This window comes from Acholeplasma equirhinis, from assembly GCF_017052655.1.
Taxonomy (GTDB): Bacteria; Bacillota_I; Bacilli_A; order Acholeplasmatales; family Acholeplasmataceae; genus Acholeplasma; species Acholeplasma equirhinis.
In genome coordinates this window covers 618,381-634,483 of the sequence record NZ_JAFIDC010000001.1, presented here as the reverse complement: position 1 = coordinate 634,483, position 16,103 = coordinate 618,381, and the positions used below count along the sequence as shown (strand labels likewise).

Here is a 16,103-nt window from a genome sequence, read left to right as displayed (position 1 = left end):
TCTCCCCTTAAGATGGTTCTGAAACTGTAAAGATAACATCAAAAATAATAATTTCACCAACAATTTGATCGTAATCACTAATTGATTCTGGATTAGTTAGAGTAACTAAAACATAGACCATTACTGCATCACCATTGATAACTATTGTCCCCTGTAAGTTATCAAGAACAGACTCACCGGTTAAACCGATCGGTTCTGATCCCCCAACCTGATAACTTATATTCAACAGTGATGCAAGTAACTGATTGTTCGGTGTGACATTGTCAATTTGAACAATTAAATCAAACGAGGTTCCTTCAGGAATGATGGCTGAATCTTCATCATTCGTCCAATTAATTTCATAAGATAATAAAACATATTCAACTGCTCCAGGTTCTGCATCTTGTGCACGACCAAAAGGGACTAATTTATAATTAGCAGAACCTAAATATGAAAAATCTACAGTTGTTGTTGCATCTTTAGCTGTACCTACAGTTACACGGTTATTCTCAATTGAATAACCTTCATTTAAGTTTGTATACGTCCAAAATGCAAATGAAGTTCCCCCAACTAATATACAAAGCAAGATTAAAATAATGATTGGTAATCTAACTCTCATGTCACTTTTCCCCAAAAAAAGACAGCAGTTTTAACTTACTAGAAGTTGCAACTGGCTGTCTTAAATTAAAGACCCTATAGCTTTGCGTCCTTAGGTTGCCCTAAGTTTGCCGATTGATGTTTTTATTAAATAATTTTATCATAAACTATTAAAAGTAAAGCAAAATACACATTATAGCAATCATATACCCTATAAACAAGAACAGAGTTCTTTTTTTATAGTATCTAAATCATTGAAATTAGAAATATTTTGCTATAATCAATTTAACACATTTAAATCATGTAAGGGAGATATATGATTTTTACATCAATCATTGCAACCTGTCTGTTAATAGCAATAGCGACTTGTTTATTGTTAGTTCAATCGTATATTAAAGTCGGTAAAAAATACTCAGGGATAAAAAGTTGGATCACAGGTGTATTTTTACATACACTTGGTATCATTATTTCAATATTTTCAGATGCTAATTTAAAAGACTTCACTGTACCTATCAGTGGGATTTTAGTCTTAGGTGGTTTATTCTCAATATTAGTTGGAATTAATCGATTCTTTGATAAATTTACAAACTACTATGAAGAATCAATTTTAATGTTACTAGCAGCTATTTCTATTATTTATTTCAATTCGTTTAATATAAATATTACATTCTCGTTAATTGCATTAAATGTAGCATATTTAGCAATCTCATTAAAAGGTGCATTTTTCTTGTTAAAAAGTCGTAAGAAAGAAACTAATCATAGCATTATTATGACAGCTTCATTTATGTTTGCACTTGCATTTATTGCGTTAAGTAGAATTATTAATGCATTTTTTGCAGATAGTAACTCGACATATCATTTGGCAAATAGTACCGATTATAACATTATCCTTATTTATTACATTATCTTTACAATCATGATTATTAATTTAAATTTACTTATTAACGATAAATCATTCCAACAAATGGCTTATGAACAAAATAAATTTAAAACGATTTTCAGTCAATCACCACTTTCAATGATGATGATGGATTTAGAAACTGATATTGTACTTGATGTAAATGAAACACTTATCAGAGAGTTAGGATATTCGAAAAAAGATTTAATTGGAAAGCATTATTCACAAATTCGAATGTTTGATTTGGTGAAAGATCGACCGAATACTCGACAATTTGATGCAAATCCTCATGATGTTTTTAATAAAGAAGTTCCAGTGCTTAGATACGATGGAGAAATACTACATTCATTATTATCCATATCCATCGTTCAACAATTAGAAGAGACACTTAAAATCATTTCACTTACAGATATAACAGAGATTTATGAGTTAAAAGAAAAACTTGATAGATATGCATATTATGACTCATTAACTGAACTACCAAACAGAAGATTATTTATTAAACACTTTAATTCTAAAGTGGAAAATAGAGAAAGTTTTGCAATTGTTACGATTGATTTAGATGACTTTAAACAATTTAATGATCTATACGGTCATGATACTGGGGATGAAATCTTAAAAGAAATAGGAACAAGATTAAATACACTTGTTTCTGGAAGTAATTTTGCAGCCAGGTATGGTGGAGATGAATTTGTATTATTACTGCACTATCGAGGATATCAAGAAGAATTGACCTCTGAAATTCAAAAAGTTGCAAGCGTTTTAAGAAAAGAATTAAAAATTCAAAAACAAAGCATTCAAATTACAGCATCGATTGGTACTGCAATATTCCCACTTCACGGTCAAAATTTACGAGATTTAATGCATAAAGCAGATATTGCAATGTATCAAGTAAAGCACTTAACTAAAGATGATATGAAGATTTTTGAAGAATAGAGAAGTAATTCTCTATTTTTTTATAGTATAATAGTGGAGGAAAGTTGGTACATAATGAAAAAAATCATACTTATTTTATGTGCACTCATTATTGGTATTACAATAACTGCATGTAATGAAGAAATTACACCTGGTGTATATTTTGAACATCCAGATGAGATTATTCACTATATTGGTGATAATAAACCGATTTATAAAGATCTTGTATCTGTAACATATCAACCTGGTGATATCAATTTAAAATCACTTTTAATGTATAGTGATGCAAAAGTTCAATATACAACTGTTGGAAGTTATGAAATTACATTTACTGTCACTTATCAATCAGTTAAATACGAATCTACTGCAAGTGTTAAAGTTGAATTAAAAGATTCTGGCGAAGATGAAGAAGTCATTGATTTTGAATTTTATTATATTAATGACTTGCATGGTGCGATTTTAGAAGATGGTGATTCCATTGGATTATCTAAAATTAGTAACGTCGTTTTAGAAGCTAAAACATTAAGACCAAATAAAACAATCTTTTTATCTGGTGGTGATATTGTTCAAGGACAAATTTTATCTAACTGGTATGATGGTGCAAGCACAATTGACATTCTAAATCATATGCAACTTGATGCGTATGTTGTTGGTAATCATGAATTTGACTGGGGTTTTAATGTTGTTACACAATATTTCAATGGTGAAAATGTACTACAAGCAAACTTCCCACTTTTAGGTGCCAATGTCTATGAAAAAACTACAAATGAGCGTCATGTTGATGTTGAACCGTATACAATTATTGAAAAAGCTGGTGTTAAAATTGCAGTAATTGGTACGATTGGTTATGGACTAGAAAGTTCAATTTCATATCCAAGAATACAAGATTATTATTTTACTGATCCAGTTGAATTAACTGGTTACTGGGCTGAATATGTAAGATTAGAAGAAGGTGCTGATATTGTAGTTGCAATTAATCACCAAGACGCATCTTTTTATAACAATCAAGTCGCAGCTTTTACAGGTAATAAACGTATTGATGCAATCTTCAATGGACATACACATTATGCTTATGTAAGGGATACAAATACTTCACATGGTGTTGTTCATACCATTCAATCTGGAGCCAATGGTACAAATTTGGGTAAAGTTACATTAACTTATGATAGAAATTTAGGTGTAATTAATTCTGATGCAGTTAATCTAAATCGATATAATGAACCTAAACTCAATCAAGAAAATCAATCAATTAAAAATTTAGTGAATTCATATGTAGAAGAAATTGAAGATTTATATGTTCCAATTTTAAATTCAGGAGATTATTATTCTCAAAATGATTTAACATATTATTTAGCTAAAATGATGCAAATTTATACAAATAGTGATATTGGTATTCATAACTTTGGTGGTACAAGAACAAGCATTTCATATGGCGAGGGACTAAGTTATGCTAAACTATTCCAAATTTCACCTTTTGATAATACAATTGTGACCGTTAAAGTTAAAGGTAGTGTAATTAACCAATTAAGTGGTGTTGGTGTCGTTTATAGATCGGGTTTAGGATCGATTAATCCTAATACATACTATAAAGTTGCAACAAATGACTACATATTTGGTAATAATGAGTCATTTAAAAATGGTGAGGAGATTGTCTTTACAGGTGAAACACTTTTAGATGTTATGGCAGAAGTCATAAGAAATCAAAAGGATAATGGAGCAACTGTTTGGACCACAAATCTTGAAATAATTTTTGATAGTAATTTAAAAACATTTAGTTCAGTTTATTTGCCAAGAAAAGAGTATTTTATATAATAAAAAAGGAGCAAGTTTGCTCCTTTTACTTTCTAAACCAATAACCTCTTGATTGACCTCCACCACCTCTATTATTAGAGCCAAAGCCTAACATAGAAAAGACAATTGGGAAAAAGAATCTACCACCAACACCTAGTATGACAACTAATCCAATCATAATTAATATGACTTGCCATAAATCTAATTGGAATCCCCAAATTGAATCTTCACTTGGAAGTGGTTTTGTGAAAGAATATTTTTCTTCAAAATAGTCATAAATGTGATAGTAATTATATGAAACATAACTATAACTCCAACCATATAGTTTATTTGAAGTAACATAAATCAGTTCGAAGTATAAATTTATGATTGCCTCATCAACATCTTCAATAATTGGATCGTTATAAAAATAGTCATCAATAATTGATGAAGCTTCAAATGCAGATAGATATTCCATCATTTTAATACCAATTTCAAAAACAAGTTCTTTAAAGACCAGATTACCATCAACTTCATCATAAAATAGGAATATCATAATTCCTAAATTATTTTTACCTACACCAAAATCATTAAAGATTTTTGTTGTATTAATTGAACCTACTTCACCAATATGTGTAGCAACTACAATTTGAACACCTTCTAGATCATTAGTTATCGTAGAATCATTCAATGTACTTTCGTAGTATGTTTCACCATTCACATAGATATACCATTTGGTAGATTGAAGTAGTGCATCCGCAGCATCGTTTATATAAAATTCTTGTGTCGGTTGATCAAGCGATCGATATGGAGTTGCACATGCAACTAAGGTTAAAAGCATGCTAAATAGCATACTTGAAAATAAAACCTTAGTTAATTTAGCTATTATCATTTAATTTTATGAAGGAATAACTGTTGAAAGGCTTGGAATTTGATAAAATTCAACATGTGTATAAGATCCTAAAAACCATCTATTAGGAATAACTTCTATATGATTATGATAATCAGTGACTGCTTCATTATATGTTTCAATTGCATTGGTAATCATATTTGTAGATGCAGAGAATTCTTGAATGAAATCTTCAGTTATACCAAGAGTCGTCCAGTTAGATGGATTTTGTTCCATATAAGAAACGAGTGAAATAAAAGTATTTTCTATTACTTCAATTTGATCGTCTGCTTGTTCAAAGTTTAAATTATTATTTGCTTGTGCAAATGCAACTCTTGCTTCAGTTAATAATGTAATTTGTGAAAGAATTTGTTGGTCTGCTGAATTAATTGCATCAGTATAAAATTGAACTTTATCATAGCGACCTAAATAAGCTGTATAAATTGATTGCTTTCGTAACAAGACTTCATTACGTTTAGTAACTGCTCCTGTATCTGCACCAATCCAGACACCTGCGAATATAACTACAAAAATCAGTAAAACTGCTCCTACGATGAGTAAAATACGGTTATTATTATTCAATTCAAATCTCCCCCTTTTGATTAATAAATGTACCTTTGTTACTAAAATTATAAATCAAATCTGTGAAATTTAAGATTTATTGCTTATTTATAGTTGTAAATATCATTTACATGTTATAATGTTTTTAAATTAAATCATCTCATTTAATGAGGCTGCGGTTAACAAATAGTAAGTGATGAAAGGTGTAACCGCCGAAGCAAATATTTTTATTTGCTGGGGATGCATTGAACAAATGCATCACTGTTTCATATAACAAGCCTAATGTTATATGAAGTGCGCATTCTATGGGGCTAGGCAAGAGTTTAGTTGTTCGATCACTGGCTTTTGCCGTGATTTTTCTTTTTTAAAGGAGATATTATGACAAAAATTGGTGGCGTCACGCTAGAACAACTTAAAAATACTTATCAAACACCGCTTTATATTTTTGATGAAGATAAAATCAGAGAACAATGCCAAACATTTAAAAAACATTTCAAACATCCTGAGTTAAAGACGGATGTTATTTATGCATCTAAAGCTTTTTTAACAATTGGAATGGCAGAATTAATTCATTCAGAAGGGCTTTGGTTAGATTGTGTATCTCAAGGTGAAGTATATACTGCATTAAAAGCTGGTTTTCCAAGTGAACATATTGCCTTACATGGAAACAATAAAACAAAAGAAGAATTAGATGTAGCACTTCAATTCAAAATAGGTGTTATTGTACTGGATAATCCATATGAAGCTGATATGTTAATGGAATTAGTGAATGAAAAACATATTCCAAAGGTAATGTTAAGAATTAATCCGGGTATTGATGCACATACCCATGATTACATTAAAACATCTTTACTTGATTCTAAATTTGGTTTATCTATTCAAGATCCAAGTGTAATTTCAATGATTGAGAAATTAGTTAAACATCCATTTGTTAATTTTTTAGGAACACATTCACATATCGGTTCACAAATTTTAGAAGAAAATTCATTTTATGATCATGTGCGAACAGTGTTAGAATTTTACGCATCTATTAAAGAAAAAACTGGAATCAATTTAACAGAAGTAAATTTTGGTGGTGGATTTGGAATTAAGTATTTAGAATCTGATGCAAGATTAGATTTGAAGAATGTGCTTCCAAAAATGCTTGAAGAAGTTTATCAAATAAAGACAAGATTAAATTTAGCAGTTGAAAAAGTATATATTGAACCTGGTAGATCAATTGTTGGTGAAGCAGGGTATACACTTTATACAATTAATCAAGTAAAAACAACAATTAATGGTAAAAACTATATGTTTATTGATGGTTCTATGAATGATCATATTAGAACAGCACTTTATCAAGCTAAATATGACGCTTTAGTTTTTGGCAAAGAAGATTTAAAAAAGAACAGATTATATACAGTAGCAGGTAAAGCATGTGAAAGTGGGGATATCATCATTCATGATATTTTACTGCCCGAAGTTAAACCTAATGATTTATTACTTGTTAAATCTACTGGAGCGTATCATTATTCAATGGCATCGCATTACAACCGTTTAACGATACCTGCAGTGGTATTTGTTAAAGATGGTAAATCAAAAGTGATTGTTAAAAGAGAAAGTTTCATGGATTTATTAAGCCATGATGAGCATTTAGTATGAGTAGAGCGGTTTTGAAATTTGGTGGTTCAAGTTTAGCAACGATTGAACTGATGGAAAAAGTTGCACAAAGGGTCATTAGAAAAAAAGAACAATATGATGAATTAGTTGTTGTCGTTTCCGCAATGGGCAAAACAACTAATTCACTTCTATCACTTGCAAAATCTGTTTCTAAATATCCGAATAAACGTGAAGTTGATTTATTAATTTCAACAGGTGAAATGGTTTCTGCAGCATTGCTAGCTATGATGTTGCAAGAAAAAGGACATCATGCAATCGCATTAACTGGTTTCCAAGCGGGTATTTCAACTAAAGGTGTACATACAAAAAATAAAATAGCAGATATTAATGTATCAAATATTGAATCAAAACTTAAAGAAGGTAACATTATCATCGTAGCTGGTTTTCAAGGGCTTAATCAAGATGGTGAAATTACAACACTTGGTCGTGGTGGGTCTGATACAACTGCAGTTGCAATTGGTGCTAAATTAAAATGTATTGCAGAAATATATACAGATGTAACAGGTATTTATGGGGTTGATCCACGTATTTATCCAAATGCAAAACAACTTCTTGAAATTGATTATGAAGAAATGAAAGAAATGGCTTTCTTAGGTGCTAAAGTCATGGAACCTAGATCAATTGATATCGCACAAAATTTTGGTGTAACAGTATATGTTGCATCTGCACATACCGATGAAATCGGTACTTATATTAAGGAGAAAGATTCAAAGATGGAAGAGAAAAAAGTTACTGGTATTGCAGTTTCAGACAAAGTTGTGATGGTAACAATTAGAAAAATACCTTATCAATCAAAAACTACTGCAGATTTATTTAGAGAACTTGCTAAAAATGAAATCAACGTTGATATTATTAACCAAAACCCTTCAGTGAATGGCACAATGAATATTGCATTTACAGCACACGTTGATGACTTAGATGCAATTAATGAAGTACTTGATAACTTTAAAAAATTATATCCGAAAGCAACGATTGAACAAGCAAGTGGCTTAGTGAAAATTTCACTGATTGGTTCTGCAATGCGTACACAATCAGGGATTGCTGCTGAAGCATTCGAACTTTTAGCGGAACACGGATTAGAATTTAGATTGGTTACAACATCTGAAATTTCAATTTCATATACTTTTGATAAAACATACAAAACCAAAGTTGTTCAATTATTTGCCGAACACTTTAATGTGTAGGAGGTAGCAATGTATATTGAAAAATATCAAGCAACTGGTAATGACTTCATAATGTTTAAAGAAGAACTCAAAAACCCGAGTGAGATTGCAGCGAAAGTATGTGATCGTCATTTTGGCATTGGCGCAGATGGTATTCTATATCCTTCTAAATCACAAATAGCTGATATCAAAATGAACTATTACAATTCAGATGGAAGCATTGCTAAAATGTGTGGGAATGGTATTCGTGCATTTGCTAGGTTTGTTTTTGATCATGGCTTTATTAAAAATACAAGTTTTTCAGTTGAAACATTAGCCGGTATAAAATACGTAGAAATTAAAGATGGTTTAGTAAGAGTAGATATAGGTCCAGCAGAACTAAACTTAGGACTCGATGATTTGACAAAAATTAACAATGCTTTAGAACCGTATAACTTTCAAAAAGTTAATGGATATGTTCTAAAAGTTGGAACAATGCATACTGTTGTATATCTCGATGAAGAAAGTATGACAAGCGAAGATCTTGGATTAATGATACAAAGAGATCCACTCTTTAGAGATGAAACAAATGTTAATTTTGTTGAAGTGATTGATGAATCTACATTAAAAATAACAACTTTTGAACGTGGTGCAGGATGGACTTTAAGTTGTGGAACTGGTGTTTCAGCATCTGCATTTCATGCATATATCACAAAGCGAGTGTCATCAAATCAGTTAGATATCGTTGTACCTGGTGGTTTGTTAAAGGTGGAAATTCAAGATGAAAAACTTTATTTAATTGGACCAGCAGAAAAAATAGTTAAAGGAGAATGGCAATGAAAAAATATAATGTTGCAATTCTAGGTGCTACTGGACTTGTTGGTCAAACAATGATTAAAGTATTAGAAGAATCTTCAATTGATGTAGAAAATCTTTATGTTTTTGCATCAAGTCGTTCAGTTGGACTAAATGTAACTTTTAGAGACAAAACATATCCTATTATTGAACTTAAAGAAGAAGCATTTAATATGGAATTAGATTTTGCATTCTTTGCAATTGATAGTGAATTATCTAAACAATATGGACCATTTTTAGCAAGTAAAGGTGTTTATGTTATTGATAACTCTAGTCAATGGCGAATGGATCCTACCGTACCATTAATTGTTCCAGAAATCAATGGACATATCTTAAACAAGGACAATCACTTAATCGCAAATCCAAACTGTTCAACAATTCAAAGTGTTGTTCCACTTAAAGTGATTGATAAATTATTTAATGTGAAGGCAGTATCCTATAGTTCATATCAAGCAGTTTCAGGTTCTGGAACGCCTGGTTTGAATGATTTAAAACGTGGGGAACAAGGATTTCCACCAGAATTTTATCCAAAACAAATTTATAGTAATGTCATTCCTCAAATTGATTCATTTTTAGAGAGTGGTTACACTAAAGAAGAAATGAAGATGGTTAATGAATCTCAAAAGATTTTGAATAAACAAATGGAAATAAATGCAACTTGTGTGAGAGTCCCAGTTTTTAATGGTCACAGTGTTTCAATGGTTGTTGAAACGGAAAAAGAAGTTGACTTGGAAAGATTAAAATCTGTATTTATGAAACATGATACAATCATTTATTTTAATCATTCAGTATATCCGACACCACTGGATGCATCAGGTCAAGATAAGGTGATGGTTGGGCGATTAAGACTTGATTTAAATCATAAAAACAAAGTACTACTTTGGTCGGTTGCTGATAATATTAGAAAAGGTGCAGCATCCAATGCAATTCAAATTGCAGAATATTTAATTAAGGAGGGTATCGTATGAATTTCACAGGTGTTGGTGTCGCACTTGTTACACCGTTTATTAAAAATAAAGTTAACTATGATGTATTGAAAGAACTCCTTGATTTCCATATGCAAAATGGTACAGATTATGTTGTTTTACTTGGTTCTACTGCAGAAGCTGCCACAATGAGTTTAAAAGAAAAGAAAGCTTTAATTGAATTTGCAGTAAGTTATGTAAATAAAAGAATTCCACTTGTGGTTGGAACTGGTACGAATGATACGAAAGCATCCATTTCATTTTCTAAACTTACACAAAAATTAGGTGCTGATGGCTTACTTGTTGTTACACCTTATTACAATAAACCAAGTCAAAAGGGATTAGTTGCACACTTTAAGAAAATAGCACAATCTGTTTCAATACCAGTCATTTTATATAATGTACCTTCAAGAACTGGTATCAATATGGAAGCAAAAACTGTTTTCGAACTTTCAAAAGTTTCTAACATTATTGGTATCAAAGAAGCAAGTGGCAATTTGAATCAAGTAGCAGAAATTATTAAACTATGTGGCCCTAATTTTGTTGTACTTTCAGGTAATGATGATCAAACACTTGATGTCTTAAAAATGGGTGGACATGGAACGATATCTGTTACTGCAAACATCATTCCTGCGATTTTATCATCACTTGTTAGACTTTATAAAGTTGGTAACAATGTAGATAAAGAATTTTTAGAACTTAACGACTTAAATCAAATATTATTTATTGAAACAAATCCAGTTCCAGTCAAAGCCGCATTAAATCATATGGGCTTTAACTGTGGAAAACCAAGATTACCACTCTTACCGATTGAAAAGAAAAATGATAAGATGTTAGTAGAAGTACTAAAAAAATATCAGTTGGTGAACCATGGTTAAAATAATTATTTCAGGTATTCTAGGTAAGATGGGTCAAAATGTTTATGAAGCAGTTATGGCAGATGAAACATTAGAATTTGTAGGTGGACTTGATTTACAAGAAACTAAAATCAGTAAATCAAGCATCCAAGAACTTGAAAAAGCAGATGTTTTAGTTGATTTTTCTCATCCATCTAATTTAGATCAAATATTAAAGTATGCTAAACAAACAAAATTAGCACTTGTTCTTGCAACAACTGGTTACTCTAAAAGTGATTATAAGAAAATTGTTGAAGCAAGTTTAGAAATTCCTATTTTTTATTCAACAAATTATTCAGTAGGTGTTTATTTAGTTAACCAAGCATTAAAAATGATTGCATCTAAAATCGATGATAACTATGACATCGAACTTGTTGAAAAACACCATCGTTTTAAAAAGGATGCACCAAGTGGCACAGCTTTAACAATGGCAGAAAATATTTCTAAAAATTTATCTTATGAAACACCAATTATTCATGGTGATAGTAGTGAAAAGGGTATTCATATGCATGCATTGCGTTTAGGAAATTATGTAGGTGAACACGAAGTCATTTTTTCAAACCTTTCTGAAACAATTGAAATAAAGCATATTGCACACGACAAAAGAGTGTTTGCAATTGGTGCATTAAAAGCAGCTAAGTTTATACAAAATAAAGAAAAGGGATTATTCGGTATGGATGATCTATTAGGAGATATATAATGAGTGATTTTATGAAAGATCCTTATGAACTTGCGAAGTTTATTAAGGAGTCAACTAAAAAAACACCAGTAAAAGTTTATATTAAAGGTGATTTATCAAAACTTGATTTAAGTTCATTAAGATATTTTGGTGACAAGCATTCAGGTGTAATTTTTGGTGAAGCAAAAGATGTTTTACCGTTTATAGAAAATAATAAATCAGAAATTGTTGATTATGTTATTGAAAATGACCGTAGAAATTCAGCAATTCCAATGATTGATCTGACAAAGATAAATGCAAGAATTGAACCAGGTGTTTGGATTCGTGAACATGCAGTTATCAAAGATGAAGCAGTGATTATGATGGGTTCTGTCATTAACATTGGTGCAGTTGTTGGTAAAAGAACAATGATTGATATGAATGTTGTCTTAGGAGCTAGAGTTGAAGTTGGCGATAACTGTCATATCGGTGCTGGTTCTGTTTTAGCTGGTGTATTAGAACCACCAAGTGCAACTCCAGTCATTATTGAAGATAATGTACTAATTGGTGCGAATGCTGTCGTATTAGAAGGTGTTAGAATTGGCCGCGGTGCAGTTGTTGCAGCTGGAGCAGTTGTTACACAAGATGTCCCTGAAAATGCCGTTGTTGCTGGTACACCTGCAAGAATTATTAAATATAAAGACGAAAAAACGATTGATAAAACTAAAATCCTAGATGATTTAAGGAAGTGATTTTCATGTTAGAAAAATTAACACAATACAGACGTGAATTACATCAGATACCAGAACTAGAATTCGATTTATTTGAAACTTTTAATTATGTAAAAACTAAACTTGAATCTTGGGGGTATGAACCTAAAGTATACGCAAAAACTGGTTTAGTTGCTGTTAAAAAAGGTAAATCAAAAAAAGCGATTGCTTTTCGTTCAGACATGGATGCACTACCTGTATTTGAAGCAACAAATGTTGACTTTAAATCTAAATACGATGGTAAAATGCATGCTTGTGGTCATGATGGTCACATGTCAGTGTTATTAGGTCTAGCAGAATTCCTATCAACTCAAAGCGAACCTGAAAAGAGTATTGTATTACTCTTCCAGCCTGCAGAAGAAGGTCCAGGTGGTGCTAAGGTTATGATTGAAGAAGGTGCATTATCTGATTTTAATGTTGAAATGATATTTGGTATCCATCTTTTCCCAGGACTACCTGAAGGTAAAGTCGGAATTAAAGCAGGACCACTATTAGCACGTAATGCTGAATTTGATTTTGAAGTTTTAGGAACATCTGCGCATGGTGCGATGCCTCAAGAAGGTAAAGATGCTATTATTGCTGCTAGTCAACTTGTAACATCTTTAAATGAAATCATTTCAAGATACACAGATCCACTTGAATCCGGTGTCATTACAATTGGTACCATTCATGGTGGAGAAGCTAGAAATATTATTGCGAATAAAGTTACCTTATCTGGTACAATGCGTGGATTTGATGATCATACTTTTGAAACAATGAAAGCACGTATGGTTTCTATGGCAGAAGGTATATCTAATATGTATGGTGTTGAAATTAAAACAAATATTGTAGATTATTATCCAGCGGTTAATAATGCACCAGAACTTTATGAGATTGTAAAAAAATCATTGTCAAAAGATGAAATTGTCGAAACTAAACCTTATATGTTCTCAGAAGACTTTGCATATTACCAAAAAGCAGTACCAGGGTTCTTTGCATTAATAGGTTCAAGAAATGAAAAAAGAGGATATATTCATCCTCTGCATTCAAATTTCTTTAATTTTGATGAAATTGTTTTATTGAATGGTCTAAATTACTACAAAGGTATTTTGAAAACTTTAAATCTAATTAAATAAAAAAGGCTTTCGCCTTTTTTTATTCAACAACTAAAGCAGTCATTACAGAAGTTAATGCTGTAAGAATTGAAAAGACACCTGATAAGATTGCTCCAAATCCATAATTTGCAGTATAAAGATTAGCTGCATTATCAATGAAAACTTGACCAGTTAATGCTTGGAATAAAGCAGGTGATGAGAAGAATAAGATACCACCAACTACGAATAAAGTAACTGAAATGTATTGGAATAATAATTTCTTAGGATGATTCTTTGTGAAAAAATGAATTAAACCTGCGATAATAGGTAATAAGAATGCAAGTAATAATACAAAATTCATTTGAAACTTAAATTCAGTTGAGTTAGATCCAAAAGCCACGAACATCCCTAAGAATTCGTAATCACCAGTTGTAGTTCTAATTGATATTGTCGGCAAAAAGAGACATAATAGAACTAAGATCCCGGCACCAAGGGAGATTTGAGGCATATATTTTTTAAACATTTCCATTTCTTGCAATTCACCTCGTTTTTTACATTATATAATAATTCCTTTATCATTGTAACATTTTTAACATAATTTATCAATTAATTGTATAAGTAAATGCGTATATATAGCGACTTTAGAGGGTTTAGGAGAGTAAAATTGAAGATTAATCCATTTAATAAACAACTAAATATTGGTAATGAGATTAAAAATATCTTATTAAAAGTTACAGATCATGAATTATTTCAGTGGCAACTTCAATGTCTTTATTCATTAGGGTTAGATATAAATTATCCAGAAATTGAAATGACTAAGGGTAAAATTGATGCATATCTTAGTAATCAAATCTCCATTAATGATTTAACGATTATTTTTGAAAAAACAAATAAGAGAGCTTATCAAATCATTCAAAATGCACTTGAACAAATGATGTTATGTTTTAAAGATCGATCACATGTCATAAAGTATTTAGATTTTTTATCGAATTTTGTTTTTTATTCCACTAAATCTAATGATCAAATGATTGCATTAAGACTGAAACATTATCAACTTTTATTTGATATTTTTGAAGCAAATTCCAAAACCTCATAATATTCATTATGGTATAATTATTTCATACTTATGGGACCCAAAGTGGCCTAAAAAGGAGAATAAGAAGTGAAAAGAAACGAAACTTTTGAACTAGTGCTGACATCATTTTTTGTCGCACTTATATTTTTAATGGGGTTCATACCGGGGCTTGGATTCATCACTTTAATGCCAGGTAATGAAACTACAATACTTCATATACCAGTATTAATTGCAGCTGTATTATTTAGAAGAAAATATGCCTTTATACCTGCACTAGCATTTGGTGTTGTAAGTTTAATTCAAGGATCATTGAATCAAGTGGGATTCACTGGTGCATTTATAAATCCAATGATTTCAATCATTCCTAGACTTTTATTTGCAGTAGCAGTACATTATTTATTTAAACATACAAGAAAATTAGTCGATAATTCTAGAGCTTATGCAATCTTACTCGTTGTTATTGGGCTTGTAACATCAGTTACAATTTTCTTTGGTGCAAATTTCATCTTTAGTTCACTCGATCAAATTTGGAGATATTTAATTGCAGTTGTAATTATACTTGCAATTGGTGCTTTATATTATCATTTGTATAGAAAACATAGTTATAAAGCTTTATTAATTCCTTCAATCTTTATCTTAGGAACTTTAATTCATACGATCTTAGTATTATCATTTGCTGCAGTATTTGCATACGATATTTTAGAAGCATTAATACCAGATGCAAATGTCATTGAAACAATCTTTATGATTACTTATTTCAATGGTATTTTAGAAGCAGTGGCAGCAGCATTTATTGGTACACCAATTTACTTAGTTTTATCTAAACTTCCAATTGTTGAACTAAGACTTTTAAATGATTAATAATTAATGACCGCAAGGTCATTTTTTATTTGCATAAATTATATATATGTTATATAATGACTACGCCTGGGACCGTTTATGGATTCGCCGGGGTTACGAAGTTATCATATGCATGTACTGGTAGCGCAGTTTAAAACGCGAGGTTAAAATAACCGGAAATCAAACTCAAACTTTAGCTTTCGCATAATAGTCGATTAAGCTGGCAACCTTAAGTATACTTGCGACTTAAGCTAGCCTTAGATAGCAAGTTAGTTCATTCCTATATGCCTAGGTAGGATGAATGAAATAACACTCGGCTCGTACTTGCTAATTTTGTCAGTTTACTAAGCGGTATTAAATCATCAAATTGACTAAACATGTAGACTATGATAGTGGACCAATCTCGTACACGGGTTCAAATCCCGTCGGTTCCACCAAAATGATAACGATTAAGTTTGGTACTTTTGTATCAAACTTTTTTATTACTAATTCACATAATTCAAGTTATAAAGCAAATTCTAATTAATTATTTCGAATTCGAAATATAATGAAAGTAAGATA

At 30.9% G+C, this 16,103-nt stretch carries 16 protein-coding genes, 1 other RNA gene and 2 riboswitches; of the genes, 13 read left to right on the top strand and 4 right to left on the bottom strand.

Translation table 11 applies throughout. The features are described from left to right. Nucleotides 1-7 precede the first annotated feature (7 nt). The gene (locus JV173_RS02895; RefSeq protein WP_205734793.1) at nt 8-598 is read right to left on the bottom strand and encodes a hypothetical protein; all 591 of its coding nucleotides are present in this window, start codon (nt 596-598) and stop codon (nt 8-10) included. Between the two features lie 43 nt (nt 599-641). Beyond that, nucleotides 642-719: riboswitch (cyclic di-GMP riboswitch) on the bottom strand. A 173-nt stretch (nt 720-892) separates the two neighbouring features. Here JV173_RS02895 and JV173_RS02890 point away from each other — a divergent pair. After that, on the top strand, nt 893-2,410 hold the full coding sequence (locus JV173_RS02890) for a sensor domain-containing diguanylate cyclase (RefSeq protein WP_205734792.1): 1,518 nt from the start codon (nt 893-895) through the stop codon (nt 2,408-2,410). A gap of 54 nt (nt 2,411-2,464) precedes the next feature. Next, a complete protein-coding gene (locus JV173_RS02885) occupies nt 2,465-4,201 on the top strand; it encodes a bifunctional metallophosphatase/5'-nucleotidase (protein ID WP_205734791.1) in 1,737 nt (578 codons plus the stop codon). A gap of 25 nt (nt 4,202-4,226) precedes the next feature. Here the strand turns inward: JV173_RS02885 and JV173_RS02880 are convergent, their stop codons facing one another. Next, on the bottom strand, nt 4,227-5,051 hold the full coding sequence (locus JV173_RS02880) for a hypothetical protein (protein ID WP_205734790.1): 825 nt from the start codon (nt 5,049-5,051) through the stop codon (nt 4,227-4,229). A 6-nt stretch (nt 5,052-5,057) separates the two neighbouring features. Beyond that, nucleotides 5,058-5,630, bottom strand: coding sequence for a LemA family protein (locus tag JV173_RS02875; RefSeq protein WP_205734789.1), 573 nt, complete (start codon nt 5,628-5,630; stop codon nt 5,058-5,060). 138 nt (nt 5,631-5,768) lie between these two features. Then, a riboswitch (Lysine riboswitch) is annotated at nt 5,769-5,919 on the top strand. Between the two features lie 68 nt (nt 5,920-5,987). Here JV173_RS02875 and lysA point away from each other — a divergent pair. Genes lysA through JV173_RS02835 form a run of 8 tightly spaced genes read left to right on the top strand, consistent with a single transcriptional unit; the run spans nt 5,988 to nt 13,669 of the window. Further along, nucleotides 5,988-7,250 carry a diaminopimelate decarboxylase gene (lysA, locus tag JV173_RS02870; RefSeq protein WP_205734788.1) on the top strand — a complete coding sequence of 421 codons (1,263 nt, stop codon included), beginning with the start codon at nt 5,988-5,990 and terminating at the stop codon, nt 7,248-7,250. After that, nucleotides 7,247-8,452, top strand: coding sequence for an aspartate kinase (locus tag JV173_RS02865; RefSeq protein WP_205734787.1), 1,206 nt, complete (start codon nt 7,247-7,249; stop codon nt 8,450-8,452). The genes lysA and JV173_RS02865 overlap by 4 nt, the downstream gene beginning before the upstream one ends. A 9-nt stretch (nt 8,453-8,461) precedes the next feature. Further along, on the top strand, nt 8,462-9,250 hold the full coding sequence (gene dapF, locus JV173_RS02860; RefSeq protein WP_205734786.1) for a diaminopimelate epimerase: 789 nt from the start codon (nt 8,462-8,464) through the stop codon (nt 9,248-9,250). Then, nucleotides 9,247-10,233 carry an aspartate-semialdehyde dehydrogenase gene (locus JV173_RS02855; RefSeq protein ID WP_205734785.1) on the top strand — a complete coding sequence of 329 codons (987 nt, stop codon included), beginning with the start codon at nt 9,247-9,249 and terminating at the stop codon, nt 10,231-10,233. Before dapF ends, JV173_RS02855 begins: the two co-directional genes overlap by 4 nt. Beyond that, the gene (gene dapA / locus JV173_RS02850; RefSeq protein WP_205734784.1) at nt 10,230-11,108 is read left to right on the top strand and encodes a 4-hydroxy-tetrahydrodipicolinate synthase; all 879 of its coding nucleotides are present in this window, start codon (nt 10,230-10,232) and stop codon (nt 11,106-11,108) included. Before JV173_RS02855 ends, dapA begins: the two co-directional genes overlap by 4 nt. Next, nucleotides 11,101-11,826 carry a 4-hydroxy-tetrahydrodipicolinate reductase gene (dapB, locus tag JV173_RS02845; protein ID WP_205734783.1) on the top strand — a complete coding sequence of 242 codons (726 nt, stop codon included), beginning with the start codon at nt 11,101-11,103 and terminating at the stop codon, nt 11,824-11,826. The genes dapA and dapB overlap by 8 nt, the downstream gene beginning before the upstream one ends. Beyond that, a complete protein-coding gene (dapD, locus tag JV173_RS02840) occupies nt 11,826-12,536 on the top strand; it encodes a 2,3,4,5-tetrahydropyridine-2,6-dicarboxylate N-acetyltransferase (protein WP_240453002.1) in 711 nt (236 codons plus the stop codon). The genes dapB and dapD overlap by 1 nt, the downstream gene beginning before the upstream one ends. A 5-nt stretch (nt 12,537-12,541) precedes the next feature. Continuing rightward, entirely contained in the window at nt 12,542-13,669 is a 1,128-nt protein-coding gene (locus JV173_RS02835) for a M20 metallopeptidase family protein (protein ID WP_205734782.1), read from the top strand. 19 nt (nt 13,670-13,688) lie between these two features. Here JV173_RS02835 and JV173_RS02830 read toward each other — a convergent pair whose 3' ends face one another. Continuing rightward, nucleotides 13,689-14,156 carry a hypothetical protein gene (locus tag JV173_RS02830; RefSeq protein WP_205734781.1) on the bottom strand — a complete coding sequence of 156 codons (468 nt, stop codon included), beginning with the start codon at nt 14,154-14,156 and terminating at the stop codon, nt 13,689-13,691. Nucleotides 14,157-14,291: 135 nt separating this feature from the next. Between JV173_RS02830 and JV173_RS02825 the strand changes: the two genes are divergently transcribed. The 3 genes from JV173_RS02825 to ssrA all read left to right on the top strand — a co-directional run bounded on the left by JV173_RS02825 (nt 14,292) and on the right by ssrA (nt 15,979). Beyond that, the gene (locus JV173_RS02825) at nt 14,292-14,723 is read left to right on the top strand and encodes a hypothetical protein (RefSeq protein ID WP_205734780.1); all 432 of its coding nucleotides are present in this window, start codon (nt 14,292-14,294) and stop codon (nt 14,721-14,723) included. A gap of 66 nt (nt 14,724-14,789) precedes the next feature. Further along, nucleotides 14,790-15,563: a hypothetical protein gene (locus tag JV173_RS02820; RefSeq protein WP_205734779.1), complete on the top strand. Its 774-nt coding sequence runs from the start codon at nt 14,790-14,792 to the stop codon at nt 15,561-15,563. A 68-nt stretch (nt 15,564-15,631) separates the two neighbouring features. Continuing rightward, nucleotides 15,632-15,979: a transfer-messenger RNA gene (gene ssrA, locus JV173_RS02815) on the top strand. Nucleotides 15,980-16,103 lie beyond the last annotated feature (124 nt).